The sequence below is a fragment of the Streptomyces sp. NPDC051576 genome, from assembly GCF_040681835.1.
Lineage (GTDB): Bacteria > Actinomycetota > Actinomycetes > Streptomycetales > Streptomycetaceae > Streptomyces.
This window is the reverse complement of the sequence record NZ_JBFAZO010000009.1, coordinates 332,259-348,811: the sequence shown is the minus strand read 5'-3', so window position 1 is coordinate 348,811 and position 16,553 is coordinate 332,259. Positions and strand designations below refer to the sequence as shown.

18 protein-coding genes and 1 pseudogene are annotated in these 16,553 nt (G+C 70.4%); 8 read left to right on the top strand and 11 right to left on the bottom strand.

Annotated elements, in window-relative coordinates:
* Positions 1 to 28: 28 nt before the first annotated feature.
* The 3 genes from AB0M63_RS29225 (at position 29) to AB0M63_RS29215 (ending at position 2,635) form a co-directional block, all read left to right on the top strand.
* Positions 29 to 1,618, top strand: coding sequence for a glycoside hydrolase family 43 protein (locus AB0M63_RS29225; protein WP_366021533.1), 1,590 nt, complete (start codon positions 29 to 31; stop codon positions 1,616 to 1,618).
* Complete coding sequence (locus tag AB0M63_RS29220) at positions 1,618 to 2,397, top strand: alpha/beta hydrolase (protein WP_366021532.1); 780 nt, start codon at positions 1,618 to 1,620, stop codon at positions 2,395 to 2,397. Before AB0M63_RS29225 ends, AB0M63_RS29220 begins: the two co-directional genes overlap by 1 nt.
* A gap of 97 nt (positions 2,398 to 2,494) precedes the next feature.
* Positions 2,495 to 2,635, top strand: a complete 141-nt coding sequence (locus AB0M63_RS29215; RefSeq protein ID WP_355920490.1) for a hypothetical protein — start codon at positions 2,495 to 2,497, stop codon at positions 2,633 to 2,635.
* Between the two features lie 230 nt (positions 2,636 to 2,865).
* Here the strand turns inward: AB0M63_RS29215 and AB0M63_RS29210 are convergent, their stop codons facing one another.
* The 3 genes from AB0M63_RS29210 to AB0M63_RS29200 all read right to left on the bottom strand — a co-directional run bounded on the left by AB0M63_RS29210 (position 2,866) and on the right by AB0M63_RS29200 (position 4,409).
* A complete protein-coding gene (locus AB0M63_RS29210) occupies positions 2,866 to 3,288 on the bottom strand; it encodes an ATP-binding protein (protein WP_366021531.1) in 423 nt (140 codons plus the stop codon).
* A gap of 38 nt (positions 3,289 to 3,326) precedes the next feature.
* Positions 3,327 to 3,473 carry a hypothetical protein gene (locus AB0M63_RS29205; protein WP_355920484.1) on the bottom strand — a complete coding sequence of 49 codons (147 nt, stop codon included), beginning with the start codon at positions 3,471 to 3,473 and terminating at the stop codon, positions 3,327 to 3,329.
* Positions 3,474 to 3,572: 99 nt separating this feature from the next.
* A complete protein-coding gene (locus AB0M63_RS29200) occupies positions 3,573 to 4,409 on the bottom strand; it encodes a helix-turn-helix transcriptional regulator (protein ID WP_355920481.1) in 837 nt (278 codons plus the stop codon).
* 113 nt (positions 4,410 to 4,522) lie between these two features.
* On the opposite strand from AB0M63_RS29200, the gene AB0M63_RS29195 reads away from it, so the two are divergent.
* Both AB0M63_RS29195 and AB0M63_RS29190 read left to right on the top strand, forming a co-directional pair.
* The gene (locus AB0M63_RS29195; protein WP_366021530.1) at positions 4,523 to 5,116 is read left to right on the top strand and encodes an NAD(P)H-dependent oxidoreductase; all 594 of its coding nucleotides are present in this window, start codon (positions 4,523 to 4,525) and stop codon (positions 5,114 to 5,116) included.
* Between the two features lie 98 nt (positions 5,117 to 5,214).
* Positions 5,215 to 5,379, top strand: a pseudogene (locus tag AB0M63_RS29190) (LysR family transcriptional regulator); the annotation flags it as partial.
* Positions 5,380 to 5,394: 15 nt separating this feature from the next.
* On the opposite strand, the gene AB0M63_RS29185 reads toward AB0M63_RS29190, so the two are convergent.
* From AB0M63_RS29185 to AB0M63_RS29165, 5 genes are all read right to left on the bottom strand, one after another.
* On the bottom strand, positions 5,395 to 7,698 hold the full coding sequence (locus AB0M63_RS29185) for an FUSC family protein (RefSeq protein WP_366021529.1): 2,304 nt from the start codon (positions 7,696 to 7,698) through the stop codon (positions 5,395 to 5,397).
* A gap of 648 nt (positions 7,699 to 8,346) precedes the next feature.
* The gene (locus AB0M63_RS29180; protein ID WP_366021528.1) at positions 8,347 to 9,000 is read right to left on the bottom strand and encodes a class I SAM-dependent methyltransferase; all 654 of its coding nucleotides are present in this window, start codon (positions 8,998 to 9,000) and stop codon (positions 8,347 to 8,349) included.
* A gap of 29 nt (positions 9,001 to 9,029) precedes the next feature.
* On the bottom strand, positions 9,030 to 9,362 hold the full coding sequence (locus AB0M63_RS29175; protein WP_366021527.1) for a PadR family transcriptional regulator: 333 nt from the start codon (positions 9,360 to 9,362) through the stop codon (positions 9,030 to 9,032).
* Positions 9,363 to 9,444: 82 nt separating this feature from the next.
* A complete protein-coding gene (locus AB0M63_RS29170) occupies positions 9,445 to 10,062 on the bottom strand; it encodes a TOPRIM nucleotidyl transferase/hydrolase domain-containing protein (RefSeq protein WP_366021526.1) in 618 nt (205 codons plus the stop codon).
* A 212-nt stretch (positions 10,063 to 10,274) separates the two neighbouring features.
* A complete protein-coding gene (locus tag AB0M63_RS29165; RefSeq protein ID WP_366021525.1) occupies positions 10,275 to 10,904 on the bottom strand; it encodes a helix-turn-helix domain-containing protein in 630 nt (209 codons plus the stop codon).
* A 127-nt stretch (positions 10,905 to 11,031) separates the two neighbouring features.
* Here AB0M63_RS29165 and AB0M63_RS29160 point away from each other — a divergent pair, with 127 nt between their 5' ends.
* Positions 11,032 to 11,994: a zinc-binding dehydrogenase gene (locus AB0M63_RS29160; protein WP_366021591.1), complete on the top strand. Its 963-nt coding sequence runs from the start codon at positions 11,032 to 11,034 to the stop codon at positions 11,992 to 11,994.
* A gap of 174 nt (positions 11,995 to 12,168) precedes the next feature.
* Here AB0M63_RS29160 and AB0M63_RS29155 read toward each other — a convergent pair whose 3' ends face one another.
* On the bottom strand, positions 12,169 to 12,675 hold the full coding sequence (locus tag AB0M63_RS29155) for a MarR family transcriptional regulator (protein WP_355924227.1): 507 nt from the start codon (positions 12,673 to 12,675) through the stop codon (positions 12,169 to 12,171).
* Positions 12,676 to 12,684: 9 nt separating this feature from the next.
* Complete coding sequence (locus AB0M63_RS29150; RefSeq protein ID WP_355924229.1) at positions 12,685 to 13,152, bottom strand: HepT-like ribonuclease domain-containing protein; 468 nt, start codon at positions 13,150 to 13,152, stop codon at positions 12,685 to 12,687.
* Positions 13,153 to 13,298: 146 nt separating this feature from the next.
* On the opposite strand from AB0M63_RS29150, the gene AB0M63_RS29145 reads away from it, so the two are divergent.
* A complete protein-coding gene (locus AB0M63_RS29145; protein WP_366021524.1) occupies positions 13,299 to 13,862 on the top strand; it encodes a VOC family protein in 564 nt (187 codons plus the stop codon).
* Between the two features lie 34 nt (positions 13,863 to 13,896).
* Positions 13,897 to 15,486, top strand: coding sequence for an FAD-dependent oxidoreductase (locus tag AB0M63_RS29140; protein ID WP_366021523.1), 1,590 nt, complete (start codon positions 13,897 to 13,899; stop codon positions 15,484 to 15,486).
* A gap of 60 nt (positions 15,487 to 15,546) precedes the next feature.
* Here the strand turns inward: AB0M63_RS29140 and AB0M63_RS29135 are convergent, their stop codons facing one another.
* Positions 15,547 to 16,530, bottom strand: a complete 984-nt coding sequence (locus tag AB0M63_RS29135; protein WP_366021522.1) for an NAD(P)/FAD-dependent oxidoreductase — start codon at positions 16,528 to 16,530, stop codon at positions 15,547 to 15,549.
* Between the last annotated feature and the right edge of the window lie 23 nt (positions 16,531 to 16,553).

The following is a 16,553-nucleotide window of genomic DNA, read 5'->3' as shown; positions in this document are numbered from 1 at the left end:
GCCCTCAGTTCCGAATGGACCCCACCACGTGATCCACAACCCCGTCCTGCGCGGCTTCGAACCCGACCCCGTGATCCTGCGCGTCGGCGACGACTTCTACATCGCCACCTCGACCTTCGAGTGGTACCCGGGCGTCCGCGTCCACCACTCCAGGGACCTGGTCAACTGGCGTGCGCTGGGCGGGGTGTTGGACACCGACCGCCTGCTCGACCTGACCGGCGTACCCGACTCCGGAGGCATCTGGGCCCCCGGACTGTCGTACGCGGACGGCCGGTTCCACCTGGTCTTCACGGTCGTCGACACCTACGCGGAGGGGTGGAAGGACCTCCCCAACTACGTCACGTCCGCGCCCTCCATCGACGGCCCCTGGTCCGACCCGGTGCCACTGCACGGCCGCGGCTTCGACGTCTCCCTCTTCCATGACGACGACGGGCGCAGCTGGCTGCTGAACATGCGGTTCGACTGGCGGCCCGAGCGGGAGTCGTTCGCGGGCATCGAGATCCAGGAGTACGACCGCGCGACACAGGCCCTGCTCGGCGAGCCCCGCACGATCTCCGTCGGCACGGCGGCCGGGGTCGCCGAGGGACCGCACCTGTACAAGAAGGACGGCTGGTATTACCTCGTGCACGCGGAGGGCGGCACCGGCTACGAGCACGGCGCCGCCGTCGCGCGCTCACGCGACCTCTTCGGCCCCTACCTCCCCGACCCGTCGGGCCCCTTGCTGACGGCCCGTCATGACCCCTCTCTGGAACTGCAGAAGGCCGGCCACTGCTCGCTCGTCGAGACGCCGAAGGGGCAGTGGTACGCCGCCCACATCACCGCCCGCCCCTACACGGAACGCGGCCGGTGCGTACTCGGCCGGGAAACCGCCCTGCAACCGGTGAGCTGGACGGAGGACGGCTGGCCGCGCATCGCGGGCGGGGTGCCGGCGGTGACCGTACCCGCCCCCGACCTGCCCCCGGCGCCCGTGCCGGCCGAACCCGCCACCGACCGCTTCGACGGGCTCGGCCCGGACTGGTCCACGCTGCGCCGCCCGGCCACCCCGGACTGGGTCGAGCCCGCGCCGGGACGGCTGCGGATCCACGGCGGCCAGTCCCCCGCCGGCCGCCGCACCCCCAGCCTGGTCGCCCGCCGCGTCACCGCACAGCGGTGCTCCTTCGAGACCCGCGTGACGTTCGCCCCCCGCACCCCCGACCACCTGGCCGGACTCACCGCCTACTACAACACCCGTAACTGGCACTACCTGTACGTGACGGCGGACGACGACGGCCGTCCGATACTGACAGCCCTCAGTTGCGCGGCGGGTCAGGTCACGGCACACCCGGTGGAGATCCCGCTCGAACCGGCACACGCGGTCACGCTGCGCGCCGAACTCGACGGACCGCGCCTACGATTCGCCTACGGCACCGGCGACGACGGCGCGCCCCACCCTCTGCCCCTCGACCTCGACGCCACCGTCCTGTCGGACGAACACGCCGACGAGTTCCACGAGGGACAGCTCCGGGTCCTCGGGTTCACCGGAGCCATGCTGGGCCTGTGGGTCCAGGATCTCGACGGCGCCGGTGCGTACGCCGACTTCGCCTACGCCACCTACCAGTACCAGGAGGACCACAACTGATGGGCCGCATCCGGCTGTTCACCACCAGCCTGGGCTCCCCCGACCGGCCGACCCTCCTCCTGGTGCACGGCTGGGGCGGCGACGGCCGCGAATGGTCGCCGCACGCCGAGGCGCTGGCCGAGGAGTTCCGGGTGGTCGTCCCCGACCTGCGGGGTCACGGCCGTTCCGAGGTACCGGACGAGGGCAACACCCCCGTAGAGATGGCGGACGACCTGGCCGCGCTGGTGGAGACCCTCGCCACCGGTCCGGTGGTGGCGGTCGGACACTCCATGGGCGTGCAGGTGGTCAATCTGCTGGCCGTACGGCACCCGCAGCTCGTCCGCTCGGTCGTCGCCCTCGACCCGGCCCACGGCGCGCACGGTGCCGAAGTGGACGGAATCCCGGCGCGGTTGGCCGAGTACCGGAAGCACGGGGCCCGCGCGGCAGCCGAGTTCGTCGCCGGAGCGTTCTCCGCCCAGGCCCCGCCCGGACTGCGCACCGCCCATGTCCGCACCATGCTGGGCACCCCGGACCACGTCATCGCCCAGGCGTACGCGGGCATGTACACCGACCCGGAGGCGGTCGGCGTCCGCCCGCACAGCGAGGCGTACCTACGCCGCCGCACCCAGCCGGCACTGACGGTGTGGACGGCGGCGGAGATGGCCACTTGGGAGCGAAGCACCCTGCACGTCACCGGCTCACGCGTCGAGCACTGGCCGGGCGTCGGCCACTACCTGCACGAGGAGCGAACCGAGGACACCGTCCGGCTCATCCGGGAGTGGGCTGCTGTGGATCGGTGATCAGGGGATCGACTCAGTTGGGTCCCGACGTGTCTCGCGCCGGGAGCTGCGCCATGGTGGCCACGAGTTCGTAGCCGAACCGCCGATAGATCTGCTCGTGGATCCGCTCGAACTCAAGCGACTCCGGGTAACTGATCCGGATTGCGGCGGTGGGTTCGCAGAATCCGATGGTGCGGACGAAGAAGACCTGCCGCTCGTAGACCAGCTCGCGTGCATGCAGATCGGCGACCTGTCGTAGACCTGCACGGGCGCGTCACTCGACGTGGACAGCATCTGCCGTCGACGCTGAAGGGCGGCGACCTCCTCGAATCCACGTTCTTGCAGATGATGGAGGATCGATGTCTTCCCCGCGCCGGGCGCACCGGTGAGGACGTAGCGCTTCATGGCCAACTTCGGGAACCTTTCGGGCCGTTGCTGGGGGGGGCGGGCGTCGAGCACATTACGGCAGCGGGGAGAACCGGCCCGCCTTCAGTCTCGCGGCGCCGCCGCGTCCGGTACGTGGAAACAGGCGCTGACCGACTTGCCGTGCGGACAGGGCCGCGTCTCCCAGGTGTCGGCCACAGCGTCCACGAGGAGCATCCCGCGTCCGCCGAGACGCTCCGTGTCGGCCTCGCGGGGAGTGGGCAGGTCCCTGGACTTGTCGTGCACAGAGACGTGCAGACAGTGGTCGTCGCACGTCATCACCAACTGGGCGCTGCTGTGCGCGTGCCTGTGCGCGTTGGTCACCAACTCGGAGACGGTGAGCAGTACGGCGTCCGCCGTTTCCGGCGCGGTGCTGGTCCAGCCCAGCGCATCCAGGTGCTTGCGCGCCCAGTCCCGGGCCGATTTCACCTCGCTGTTCAATGGAAGCGTGCGGGCCCAGCCCACTGCCCGGAGTGATGAACCTTCCACCGCGATCAGTCCTCCCTCGGTAGCGTGGGCGGTTGTGCTCAGCGGCGGCCACGGAGTTTGGCCAGCAGGCGCTGCGCCTGGGCCCGACGGCGCGGGTCGGCAGCGGCTCGGCGTACTTGTTCGGCTGTGCGCCGCCCCTGCGGGCTCCTTGCGAACCGCTTGATGCGCTCCATCACGTCCGACATGACGCTCCTCTCTCAAAGCACCGCGTTCATCAAAGTCTCGGGTACCCCGGCCCCGTCGGCTCAGCCGTGGCGCCTGGTGCGGGGCGCCCTCCGGGTGTGTCAGGAGATGGCGCGGAGAGGACCGTGCGACCGGCGGCGGAGTTCGTCGAGCGCCTGGGACGTGTCGTCGTCCGCAGGGAGGAGGACGATCAACTGCTGTGCGTCCGAGGGGAGTTCGAGCGTCTCGCGGATCAGGCGGAGTTCGCGTCCGGACGGGTGGTTGAGGCGGAGAGCCCCGCGTCGGGGAACCACGTGCCGGTTCAGGCGGCGCGTGAAATCGGGGCCGGCGGTGCGGGCGAGTTCCGTGGTGAACCACTCGGAGTTCCCCGCGGACGGCCCGAGCCACAGGTCGAAAGCCTGCTCGTCGGCGACGTCGTCCCAGTCGGCGAAGAACGTCCGGGCGCGGGGGTCGGTGAAGACGTAGCGCGTGAGGTTGGGGGTGTCGGCGTCGAGCAGTCCGGTTCCGTGGGTCAGCGACTCGTAGCCGCTGGTCTGGGCGAGGACATCCCCAAGTCGGTTGGTGACCAGGGCGATTCCGGGTTCGAGGAGGCGGAGCGTCTCCAGGATCGACGGACGGACCTCGCGGGGCGGCGGCCCGGGTCGACGGTGGGCTGAGCATGTGCCGCCGGTGATCTTCGTGAGGTAGCGCAGATGGTCGCGCTCCGCCGAGTCGAGGCCGAGCGCGTCGGCCAGGGCGCGCACCACCGTCACCGAGGGGTTGCGGTCACGGCCCTGTTCTATGCGGGTGAGGTACTCGACGCTGATGCCGGCCCGCGTGGCGAGATCCGAGCGCCGCAGACCGGGTGACCTGCGCCGGCCGCGATCGGGCAACCCCAGCGACTGGGGCTGGATGCTGTCTCGCTTGGTCCGGATGAAATCTCCCAACGGCGAACCCATGGCGTGAGCATACGGCGCTGCCCCGCTCGTCGCGGAGTGCTCAGAGTGGCCCTGCGGGGGCCAGTCCGAGCACGGTCTGGCTGGGCGCGCGGCGCTGTCCGAACGTGGTGGGCATGGAGAACAGACCTCATCTGGTGATCATCGTCGGCAGCGTGCGTGAAGGACGGTTCGGACCGGTGGTGGCCTCGTGGGTGGCCGAACAGGTCGGCCTGCACGGGGTTTTCGATGCGGAGGTCGTCGATCTGGCCGAGTTCGACATCCCGTTGGCGCTGCCTGCGGCATCGCCGAAGCACGCCCGCGACGACTACCCGCGCCCGGCCGGAATGGCGGCCCTGACGTCGGCCCTTGCGAGCGCCGACGCTTTCATCGTGGTCACGCCGGAGTACAACCACAGCTATCCCGCGTCGTTGAAGGCGGCCGTCGACTGGCACTTCACACAGTGGGCGGCCAAGCCGGTCGCCTTCGTCAGCTACGGGGGCGCGGCCGGCGGACGGCACGCGGTGCTGCACCTGGAGAACGTGCTGACGGAACTGCACGCGGTGACGATCCGCGACGGCCTCACCTTCCCCAACTACTTCACGGCATGGCAGGACGGCCGCCCGCTCGATCCCCGATCCCCTGTGTACGCACGGACCGTGCTGGACCAGTTGGCCTGGTGGGCGATCGCACTCCGGTCGGCGCGCGACGCCGTTCCCTATCCGGGGTGAGCGCGACACCGGAACACCGGGCCCACTCTCACCAGGGGACGAGGCCCGCGTCCTCGAAGAACGAACCGTTCGGGCCGTCGTCCGGCAGCGTGGCGAGCCGGACCATGGCCGTCTTCCCCGACTCCGCCCGCGCCTGGTCGTGGGCCGAGCACACCGCTGTCCCCGTGATCGACGCACCGCCCGTCGTCACGCACATCGCCCGGCCCGCGCACAGCCGCTCCGTCGCGCTCGCCGGACTGGTCCGTACGGCCGCACAGCTCTGAACCTCGCCCGCCGCGTCAGGCCGGATCGCTCGGCTTCGCCGCGGCCGCCAGGCTCGGCTGGAGGCGGCGGGCCGCGTTGAGGTGGTCGGCGGTCCAGATGATGCGGACGGCTGTCGCGGTGGCGTGTCCGTCGTCGTCGCGCAGGTCGCGGCGCAGGGAGTCGACCAGGCGTGCCTCCTCGTCGGGGTTGCGCGACAGCGGATCGGGCACGGGAGTGTGCCGGCCGAGGCCGGCGGCCAGGCCGTGGTACCAGTCGGCCAGCCGGCCGACGGTGTCGAGCAGCGTCAGCCGGGCCTCGGAGCGATCGGGTTCGATCCGTCGCTCCCCTTCCTCCCCGCCGTTGCGCTGCCACAGTTCCAGTACCGCGTCCGAGGCGAGGCGCAGTCCTACGATCCCGGTGACCAGGGTGGTCATGTCGGACAGCCGCACCGGCTTGGCGCCGCGTTCGGCGAGGTAGCTGCGGAAGGCGTCGTCGAGTCGGCGGGCCGCGGCGGCCGCCTGCCGGCCCGCCTCCACCGGGGCGTCCGTCGGGACGCAGCCGATGCTGCAGCGGCTGGCCGCGTACTCCACCGCGCCGGCCAGGTAGCGGGCACTTTCGGTGTACGCCGCCGACAGCGCCCGGTCGACGGCGGCCGCGGCGCCACGCGGCCAGAAGAACAGGCCCACCAGGACGCTCACCGCGCAGCCGAGGGCGATGTCCTCGATCCGCAGCAGCACGATGTGCCAGTCGGGGTCCTGCCCGATGTTGAACAGGATGACGAGGGTGACGGTGAAGGCCGCCTGGCCCGCCGCGAAGGAGATGGCGGCGGGGGCGATGCCCGCGACGAGCACGGCGACAGGGAGCAGGAACCAGAGCACGGTGCTGTGGTGCCCGATGAGCTGGAGCAGCCCGGTCCCGATGAGCGAGCCGACCAGCGTGCCGCCCAGCGCCCGCAGCGCGTTCTGCCCGGTGTTGAGGGCGTTGGATCGCAGCACCGACAGGGTCCCCAGCAGGACCCAGAACGAGTGCTGGACACTCGTCGCGTCCGCCAGGGCCACCGCGACGCCGAGGCCGAGCGCACCCCGGAGGCTGTTGTGCAGCCAGACCGAGCGCGGCTCCAGGTGTGCGGCGGCGCGCTCGACGGCGGATGCCAGCGGCTGCGTCAGCGCGCCCGGTTCCGTGCCCAGCAACTGCTCGGGCCAGCTACGGCGTTCGGCGGCCGCGGCCAGGTCCACGTTGCCGGCGATCTGGAGGGTGGCGAACCCCAACTCCTGGGCGCGGAACGACAGATCGAGGGTCTCGAGGAAGGCGCGGACCTCCGACTCCGTGCCTGGCTTCGGCTCGTGCACGGGCAGTCGGTGCGTTGCCCGGAGTTCCATGCCGTCCATGGCCTTGCGCAGGTTCACCAGGGCGGCGCGGAGGGCGTCGGGCGGGTTGCGCGGGGCGTCGAGGATGTCGGCGGCCTCGTCCAGGGCCGTGGCCGCCGCCCGCCGTACGGCATGCGCGTCGGCGTCGCAGTCACGGCGGTCCTCCAGCGGCGGGCCGCTGTCGGCCACGATCGCGCTCAGCCAGGTCAGTTCGTCGACCAGCCGGACCAGTGCGCGGGATCCGGAGGACAGACCGGTGGGCCGGTAGAGCATGGCGTCGAAGGCGGTCCGCAGGTCCGCCGCCGCCGTGGCGGCCTGGCCGGCGGTGACCTCGCACTGCCGGCTGGTGGGCGCGTCCGGGCCGCCGGCCAGCCATGAGGCGTCGGTACGCAGTTGCGCCGCGGCCGCGCGACAGACCCGGGCGGCGGGTGCACTGAGCGGGTCCGCGGCGGGCCGGGGCCACAGCAGGGAGATCGCGAGCATGGCCGCAGCCGCCGCGAGACCCGCTCCGGCGAGACGGTCGGGCAACTGTGCCAGCGGGGCGGGCGAGGTCACCGGGAGGATGAAGGCCAGCAGCAACGCGGTCGTTGCGCCCGCGAGAACGGAGCTGACGACACCGGAGAACAGCACCAGAAAACCCACCAGGACCATCACTGTGACCGCCAGCCAGGTCGTCCGGGCCACCAGCGTGCCGAGGCAGATGAGGACCGCCCAGGCCACGGCCAGACCCACGTGCGCCCGCAGCCGCTGCACCATGGGGCCGGTGAACTCCACCAGCAGGAGCATCGAGAACGAGCCGAACGCCGCGAAGGTCGCCATCGTCGATGAGTCCAGCACCTGACTGCACAGGGCGAACAGCGCGGGCATCACCAGCGCGGTGCGCGCGGCCCGGCGGGTCGCCGCGAGCCCCGGATCATGGTCGCGCAACCAGGTGGGAATCCGTCCGGCCAGGACGCGCCAAGATATCGCCATGCGCCCGCGCACCTCCTGTCGGCACAGCACCCACGTGCCCCGCCGATCACGAGTATCCGGCATTCGCGCCGCCCGCACACTGCTCTGCCGCATCGGTCGCGGTTCGATGACGAAGGCACGTGGAGTGTGCGCCCGCACGGCACCGGACAACAGACCGTCAAGCAGTCGCAGACCGTGGCGAAGGAGGCCGCACAACCAAGGGCGGCCGCCGACGACAGGACCAAGGCCCAGGTCGCCGAAGCCACCACGCTGGTCGGGCAGTTGAAAGCGCAGGACAAAGCCCTCGGTGCCGCCGGACCGCTCATCGGCACCCGCTTCCAGGCCACGACCGAAGCCCTGATCACGCCCCTCGACCGCTGCGGCCGTCGTCCAGGGACACGGCCGGGACACCGAGCGGAACAGCGTCATCGACATCGCCCGAGGCTCCAGTTGGCCGTCGAAATACACCGCCCGCACCGGCCGATGTCGTGCTCGACGTTGGGTGTGGCACCGGCCCGTCTGGCCCTCGGTGACGAGGGCGTTGGGTCACTGGTCCGGCGCCACGGCGAGTGCGGGTTCATGCGAGGGCGTCGTGCATCCCGCCTTCAGCACGAACCTCGACGCTCTCGGCGATCACGTCGCCGGGGCCGTTCACCGCTTCGAGCGCGCTCAGAGCACAGCAGGTTTGCGGGCCAGGATTTGGATCCCCGTCGACTCATGTCCGTTCATCGTGGGCACCGCCATGGTGCGGAGGTCGATGGTTTCGAAGCCGCTCAGCAAGGTGGTGAGCCATCCACGCGAATGGTGTCGGCACACCGCGCCGTCGTCGGTCTCGAATACGCCGTAGTTGCCGTAGCGGGCTGTGTAGCGGTCGTAGCGGCGGCGGTTGCGTTCGTCGTCCTGGAGGAGGAGGTCGCTGATGTAGAGGATTCCACCGGGCTTGAGTACGCGGTTCAGCTCGGCGATCAAACGGTGTTGGGCTTCTTCGTCCGGGACGCAGGTCAGCACGGCGAAGAGCAGTACCGCGTCGTAGCCGGCACGCGGAGAAGGCCACACCGGCGGGTTGTCCAGGGTGGCGAAGTGCAGGGTGGGGTGCAGGTGTTGGGCCCGTTTGATCATTGCCGGTGAGGTGTCGGTGCCCGTCAGGTTGTCGAAGCCGTGGTGTGCGAGATCTCCCATGGTGCGGCCGTAGCCGCAGCCGTAGTCGAGAATCGCGGCGTGCCTGCTGAGCCCCTTCAGCCAGGGCAGATGGAGTGGGTGGGTGAAGGTCTTCGTTGCCGCGGCCGTGTCCCAGTACGGAATCTGGCCGCCTGGATCGGACACGCGGATGCCTTCCTCGGGGGCGGTCTGCTCTACGGCCTTGGAGGGGCGGCGGCCCATCCGGGTACCGGCAGCCTGCGGGCGCGGTAGGCCATCGTCAGGGCGGCGCGAGCCTGTTTCGCGCCGTCCGCTGTGATCGAGTAGAGGCGACGGCGCGGGCGCCCACCCTCTACATGCACGGCTGGGTCCTCCCAGACGCTGTCCACCCAGCCGAACTGTTCCAGCCGGGCCAGAATCGGATAGATCGTTCCTGACGGCAGCCCTGCCAACTCGCACATCTCAAGGCCGTATCGCGGTCTGGTGGGCTCCTCCAGCAGAGTGCGCAGCACCAGTTGAGTCTGCACGGTCATACGCTGCATGCCCATGTTCGTACCCTCCCTGTCCGAGCACGGCTTGTCCAGAGTGCGTGATGTCCCGTGAAGGTTGTGGATGTCATGGCATGGGCGGTCAGACGCTGGACAGCAACCCGTCGAGCGGTGCCGGGACGCGTTCGGGGTCGAGGGCCTCGGTGAGGACGCGGCCGTAGTGGATCTTGCGCCCCTTCTTCGTGCCGAGGAAGCGCCTGAACTGCTGTTGCGGGGCGCGGCCCCGCTGGGCGGGCTGGCGGAGGAAGGTCTTCAGGGCACGCAAGTCGCCTTCCGCTCCGACGAGTTCCTCCACGCGTGTCACGCCCAGCACGTGGATCAGCTCGTCCTCCAGATCCGCCGCGCAGACGAAGAAGTTCTGCTCTGCCGCACCGGCCCGTTCGAAACCGCGGGCGTAGTAGGGGCGTTCCGCCTCGTCGCAGAGTCCTGTGAGGCGCAGACCCAGGCCGGGTGAACCGAGGAGGCCGGCATAGTGCCCGACGCTCATCGCACCGCCGATCGACAGGACGCAGACCCCCTCGGCCGCCAGGTTCCGACCGCGACTCCGCGCCAGCGCGTCGACCGCCGCGACGTCGCTCGGTCCTTCGAGCAGGACGGCCGTACGGACGGGCAACCGCCCGGCCAGTTCGTGCGCCAGATCGCCGGGGCCACCGGTCGCCCACGCGGTCACCGCGTCCCGGAACGCCTCCATGTCGGTCATGACACGAGTCTCAGCCCGTCCCGGCCGCACCGCGAGGCATTTTCCGCCGGGACGTCGCGACGTCGGTACCGCGATCCGCTGTCAGCGGTCATGCCCGCAACTTCCCCCGGACAAAGAGAGTTGGCGGCTGACATCCCGGGCGCCGACCCCCTCCGGCTCATCAAGGGGGTTCAGTGATGCCTGCGTCGAGCGTGGATGCCGCTCGCCCACGGTCAGGCGCTGTCCGGTGCTGCGGTTACCAGTCGTGCCGGTGGTGGTAGCGGTGCGTGCTGAGGGCAGGCTTCGAGTGCCTGGATCGCCAACCCTGCGAAGCGTCGGGAGGCCATGACCTGGGTGTCGGTCGATCTGGTGTGGATCCCCTTGTTGGCCATGAGGATGAGAAGGAGGTCGTCCAGGACGAAGTCGGACCGCAGGTGCCCTGCGTCCTTGGCCCGCTGGGCCAGTCCGGCGACCGCTTTCACCGTGTACTCGCGGCCCGCGACATCCGACGCCCCCGGAAAGGCCGACATGAAGGCTTCGCTGAAACCCCGATCCCGCGCGTGCAGCTCACAGATCTTCTCGATCACCAGGCAGAGGCCGCGCCACGGATCGGGATCGGCGCACCCCTCGTCGACGATGGCGCGACATGCGCGCAACTGGTCCGCGAAGGCTTCGGTGGCCAGCACCTGCTTGGTCGGAAAGTGACGGTACAAGGTGGCAGGTCCGACCCTCGCGCACCGCGCGATCTCCCGCATCGGCACGTCCAGGCCGTCGGCGGAGAACAGTGCCCGGGCCGCATCGAGGATGCGCTCGCGGTTGTCCAGCGCGTCGGAACGCAGGGTGTGAGGCAGACGGTCGGTCATGCTCTCACTTTATCTAAACGGACGGGGGCGTCCGTTAGCGTTCAGGACGTAGCAGCTCACCGAGATCATCGGGGCGCACAGCACCGGAACCGAACCCCTGCCGCGTCCGAGAACATGGGAGACGACACTGAAGGCGATCGCGATCCGGACATACGGAGGTCCTGAAGGTCTGGCTGTTGTCGACCTGCCGCCTCCCGTACCTGCCGCCGGACAGGTGGTGATCGCCACCGAGGCCGTGGGCGTCGGTGGAGTCGACACTGTGATCCGAAGCGGGGCCCTGGCCGCTTACGGCTTCGAGGAGGGCCATATCCCGGGCAGCGAGGTGGCGGGCACCGTGACCGCGGTCGGTGACGGCGTCGACGCCTCGTGGATCGGCGGGCGGGTGTGGGGTTTCACCGGCACCGGCGGAGCCTACGTCGAACAGGCCCTCGCACCGGTCGAGGAGATCATTCCCCTGCCCGTGAACCTGTCCGCAGTCGATGCGGTGACACTCGGCAGTTCCGGCGTGGTGGCCCACTTCGGGCTCCGTCACGCCCACTTCGCCCCCGGGGAGACGGTCCTGGTGCGTGGTGCGGCCGGCGGCATCGGGATCATGGCCGTGCAACTCGCCGCTCGCGGCGGTGCCGCCGCGGTGGCGGTCACCACCTCCTCGGCCGAGCGCGGCGAGCAGCTGCGACGCCTCGGCGCGACCCATGTGCTGGACCGCTCCGGCGACGGAGGGGAACCAGCTCCCGCAGGGTATGACGTCATCATCGACGTGGTGGCCGGCAAGGACATGCCGTCGTTCTTCGACCGGCTCAACCCGAACGGTCGCGTGGTGGCCGTGGGCGCTGTCGCAGGCCAGCCACCGGCGGACTTCGGCGCGAGGATCATGGCGGCGTTCCAGAAGTCGATGTCCTTCGCCGCCTTCAGCGCGGCCACCGTCAGCGGAGCCGACCGGCGTGCCGTGCGGAGCGAGCAGTTCGCCGCAGCGAGCCGGGGTGAGATCGAAACAGTGGTGCACGAGGTGCTGCCACTGGACGCAGCCGTGCTGGCGCACCAGAAGATGGACGCGGGCGAGGTCTTCGGCAGAATCGTGCTGGCACCGTAGTCGACGGTATCCACGCCGGGAATGCCACGATCCCCTGCTCAGTCGAGGCGAGCGCGGTCGTGAGTGAGTCCGACTCTGTTTTCACGCACCGACATCGGGACTGCCTCGCGGCAGCTGCGCAACTCCGCCGCGCCTTGACCGCCCACGAGCACCAAACCCCTTGGAATCGATCACCTAGCGTCGGCGCCAGGGCAGCGCCTCCTGGTCGTCCCCGGCGTCCTCCTCCCGATGGAGTGCGGCGTTGATCGCCTCGCCGATCTCCGCGAACTGGCGGACCTGCTCGGGCGTCAGCGGGTCGAAGACCGCGCGGCGTACGGCCTCGACGTGACCGGGGGCCGCGTGTTCCAGGAACTCGCGTCCCTGCGCGGTGAGTTCGGCGAGTTGACTGCGCCGGTTCGCGGGGTCCTCGTAGCGGTCGAGGTAACCGGCCTCCTGGAGGCGGGTCACGGCGTGGGTCAGCCGACTGCGGGTGATCTTGAGGCGCTCGGCGAGCTCCGACATGGTCAGCGTGCCCTGCGGAACCGAGGACAGGTGAGCCAGCAGGATGTAGTCGGCGTGTGTCATCCCCGCGTCGCGACGCAACTGACGGTTCAGGTGGTCGGAGAGGAGCGTGGAGAACTCGACATAGGCGAGCCAGGCCCGCCGCTCCTCGGCATCCAGCCAGCGTGGCGTCGTGGTCATGGTCGCACTCTAGCCGCCGCCGTTTGAACCTTCACACCAGTCGGTGACCTGGCGTGCGTACTCCCGGTATCCGGACCGCGCGGCGGCCACGACCGCCTCGACCCGTTCGGGTTCGGCGTCCAGGTACAGCTGCACGAGGATGTGGTGCGGACCGTCCTCCGGTGCCAGCGCGCTCGCCAGGCCGGCATCGATCAGCCCCGCCGTCGCAGCGGCGCCGAACGCGTCGGCTGGGGTCCCCGGTGCTTCCCCCAACACCGCCGCCGAGACGTGCCGGTTGATGGCGAGGGCCAGGTCGTTCAGGAGCGCGAGGATGCGCTCGACGGCCAGTCCGGTGCCCGGGTCGCTCTCCAGGCGCGCACGGTCCAGCGAGCCGAGGGATTCGAGCTGTACGACCGACTTGCGCAGCGTGAAGAGCCGGTGCTCGATCGCTGCCCGGTCCACGGTCACCGGCGCCGTCCCCGCACTCGATGTGGTCATCGCCGTAGCGTGCCATGCCGACGCCGCTGCGACGCGGCCCGATTCCGTCTGGTGGGACTTGCGATGGACGGCTGCCGGAGGCGGGGGGACAGTCGTGCCCCGTGGTCCATCGGGCCAACCGGATCACCGGATCAAGGGGGTACCGAGTGCGATCGTTGAGTGATCTCTTCCGCAACTTCATGCAGCTCGGATATGTGACGGACGACATCGACGCCGCGGCCGCGTTCCTGGAGTCGAAGCTGGGGACGGTCGAGTGCGTCAAGCACTTCAAGTCGTCGCTGGGCGGTGGCCGGCCCCCCGTCGGCGGCGACGAGCAGCGCTCCACCTTCGTCGTGGTGGACGGTGTGCCCGCCGACGAGTGGGTCATCGATGTCGCCCTGGTCAACGCCGGGCCGACCAATCTCGAAATCATCCGCCCGGTCGGCGGCATGGTCGATCTCTATCGCGGAGCCGTCAGGCCCGGGGAACCGGCGACGCTGCACCATCTGGGCTTCCGCGTCGACGACTTCGACGAGGCGTCGGCGATCGTCGCCGCGAGCGGCAGGTCGTGGAAGCAGTACGGGGACAGTGGTGCCATCCGTTTCGGCTATCTCGACATGACGGCCGAGCTGGGGCACTTCGTCGAGGTCATGGAACTCGACGAGGAGGCCGCCCAGGGGTTCGCGCACCTGGAGGCGGCGTCGAACGCGGGCCGGAACCAAGTGCGCTGAATCCTGCTCGACATCCGAGGAGAGGAACCGCGTCATGAGCGGAGAACGCACAACTGATTCCTACGACGTCATCGTCGTCGGCTCGGGCGCGGGCCTGGTCGGCGCATACGCCGCGGCCTCTCGCGGGCTGCGCACGCTGGTCATCGAGAAGACGGAGTACGTGGGCGGGACCACGGCCTATTCGGGCGCCGGGATGTGGCTGCCCGGCAACGCGGCCGAGCAGCGCGCCGGGGTCGAGGACGGTCCCGACCTCGCCCGTCCCTACCTCGACGCGATCGTCGGCGACGACTCGCCCGCCGCACTGCGGGAGGCCTTCCTCCAGGCGGGGCCCACGCTGATCGACGAGTTGGAGAAGAACCCGCGGTTCGGCCGGTTCTTCTGGCAGGGCGTGCCCGACTACTTCGCCGGACGGCCCGGCAGCCTGGCCCAGGGCCGCACGATCTTCCCCGAGAACCTCGACCGGTCCGAACTCGGTGATCTGGAACCGCTGGTGCGCAGGCCGCTGTGGACGGAGCGCTGGGGTGTCGATCCGGGCTCGGAGATGATCGGCGGTCAGGCCCTCATCGGGCGTGCGCTGCTCGCGTTCATGGAGACCGGCAACGGAACCGTGCTGACGAACACCGCGCTGGAGCGCCTCCTCGTGGAGGACGGCGCGGTCGTCGGCGTCGAGGCCCGGAGCAAGGGCGAGTTGGTGACCTTCCGTGCCCACCGGGGCGTACTCCTGGCAGCCGGCGGTTACGAGCGGAACGGCGCGCTGCGTGAACGCTTCCAGCCCGGAGTCGCCGACGAGTGGACCCAGGGCTGCCCCGGCAACACCGGCGACGCCCTCACCGCGGGCATCGACATCGGCGCGGCGACGGACCTGCTCGACGAGTCCTGGTTCGCGCCGGGCCTGGTCGTACCCGACACCCGCCCGGTGTTCTACACCTCGGTGTGGAGCGGCATCTGGGTCAACTCCGCCGGTCAGCGCTACCTCAACGAACGTCTCCCCTACGACCGCGCCGGTCACGAGATGCTCAGGGCGCACCGGTCCTCGCACGTGTCGCACCTGCCCACGCACTGGGTGTTCGACCAGCGCCAGCTCGACAACAAGCGGGCTTTCGCCGGGCTGCCGGTGGCGCCGCAGGTACCCGGCTGGTTCGACGTCGACAAGTTCCTCGCCGCAGGTGTACTGAAGCGGGCCGACACACTGGAGGAACTCGCGGAGCTGATCGGCCTGCCCGCGGGGTCGCTCACCGAGAGCGTCGAGCGGTTCAACGGGTATGCCCGTGGCGGCAAGGACGAGCAGTTCGGCCGGGGCGAGGATCCCTGGGACCTGATGATCACGCACATGGCGGGGGCCCACACCGACGGGCCCAACCCCTGTCTCGGGGTGATCGACAAGCCGCCGTTCTACGCGGCCACGATCGTGCTGTCCGACCTGGGGACCAAGGGGGGCCTGAAGACGGATGAGCACGCGCGCGTGCTGCGGCCCGACGGCTCGGTGATCTCCGGTCTGTACGCGTCGGGCAACACGATGGCTCCGATGTCCGGCCGGATCTACCCGGGCGCGGGCGGTCCCGTCGGCTCGTCGATGGCGTTCTCCTACATCGCCGCCGTAGACATGGCCGACGGCGGTCGGTAACCCGGAGGAGTGTCCTCAACTCCCTCTCGAAGACGGTCTCTTCGAGAGGGAGTGCTGTGTTCAGGCGGACTCGGTCGAGTGACCGGGGAACAGGGACAGCGCCGGGTCCAGGGCGACGGCCGCGTTGTTGACCGCGGTCGCCACCTCCCCGAAGCCGACGGACATCAGCCGGACCTTGCCGGGGTAGGCGGTGACGTCGCCGGCGGCGTAGACCCGGTCGACCGTGGTGCGCATCCTGGTGTCGACGACGATCGTGCGCCGCTCCAGTGCGACACCCCAGTCGGCGAGCGGTCCGAGGTTGCTGATGAAGCCGAGCGCCGCCACGACCGCGTCCACCTTCAGCACCCGGGGCTCCGCCTCCCCGTCGACCCGCAGCTGCGCCTGGCGCAGCAGGTCGTCGCCGGTCAGCGTCTCCACCTGGGCGTTGGTGACGATGTCGACTCCGCGGTCGTGCAGTTCGCGCACGCTCGCCGCATGGGCGCGGAACGTGCCGCGCCGGTGCACGAGGGTCACCGACCGGGCGATCGGGTGCAGGGCGAGGGCCCAGTCGACCGCGCTGTCCCCGCCGCCGACGACGAGGACGTCACGGTCGGAGTGCTCGGCGGGGTCCGGGACGAAGTAGCTCAGTCCGCGGCCGAGGAACTCCTCCCCGGCCGGGAGGGTGCGCGGGGTGAACGTGCCGATCCCGGCGGTCAGTACGACCGCGCCCGCGTCGACCGTGGTGCCGTCGGAGAGGGTGACCTGCGGGCGTCCGTCGGGCGTGTGGGCGAGGTCGACGGCCTGGCGGCCGAGGAGGTAGGTCGGGTCGAACGCGTCGGCCTGGTCCTTGAGGGCGCCGACGACGTCGCGGCCGCGGGTGCCGGGGACGGCGGCGATGTCGCGGATCTCCTTCTCCGGGTAGAGCGCGGTGATCTGGCCACCGCACTGCGGCAGCGCGTCGACCAGGACGGTCCGCAGTCCGCGGAAGCCCGCGCAGTAGGCGCCGTAGAGCCCGATCGGGCCGGCTCCGACGATGAGGATGTCTGTGGTCACGGTCTCGGCCACGGGCCGGCCTCCTGGGGTGATGG

Excerpts from the sequence above, each read along its gene's own strand:
- AB0M63_RS29220 (WP_366021532.1), top strand. The coding sequence starts at position 1,618 with ATGGGCCGCATCCGGCTGTTCACCACCAGCCTGGGCTCCCCCGACCGG.
- AB0M63_RS29205 (WP_355920484.1), bottom strand. The coding sequence starts at position 3,473 with ATGTCGGACGTGATGGAGCGCATCAAGCGGTTCGCAAGGAGCCCGCAG.
- AB0M63_RS29200 (WP_355920481.1), bottom strand. The coding sequence starts at position 4,409 with ATGGGTTCGCCGTTGGGAGATTTCATCCGGACCAAGCGAGACAGCATC.
- AB0M63_RS29195 (WP_366021530.1), top strand. The coding sequence starts at position 4,523 with ATGGAGAACAGACCTCATCTGGTGATCATCGTCGGCAGCGTGCGTGAA.
- AB0M63_RS29185 (WP_366021529.1), bottom strand. The coding sequence starts at position 7,698 with ATGGCGATATCTTGGCGCGTCCTGGCCGGACGGATTCCCACCTGGTTG.
- AB0M63_RS29175 (WP_366021527.1), bottom strand. The coding sequence starts at position 9,362 with ATGGGCATGCAGCGTATGACCGTGCAGACTCAACTGGTGCTGCGCACT.
- AB0M63_RS29170 (WP_366021526.1), bottom strand. The coding sequence starts at position 10,062 with ATGACCGACATGGAGGCGTTCCGGGACGCGGTGACCGCGTGGGCGACC.
- AB0M63_RS29165 (WP_366021525.1), bottom strand. The coding sequence starts at position 10,904 with ATGACCGACCGTCTGCCTCACACCCTGCGTTCCGACGCGCTGGACAAC.
- AB0M63_RS29155 (WP_355924227.1), bottom strand. The coding sequence starts at position 12,675 with ATGACCACGACGCCACGCTGGCTGGATGCCGAGGAGCGGCGGGCCTGG.
- AB0M63_RS29150 (WP_355924229.1), bottom strand. The coding sequence starts at position 13,152 with ATGACCACATCGAGTGCGGGGACGGCGCCGGTGACCGTGGACCGGGCA.
- AB0M63_RS29140 (WP_366021523.1), top strand. The coding sequence starts at position 13,897 with ATGAGCGGAGAACGCACAACTGATTCCTACGACGTCATCGTCGTCGGC.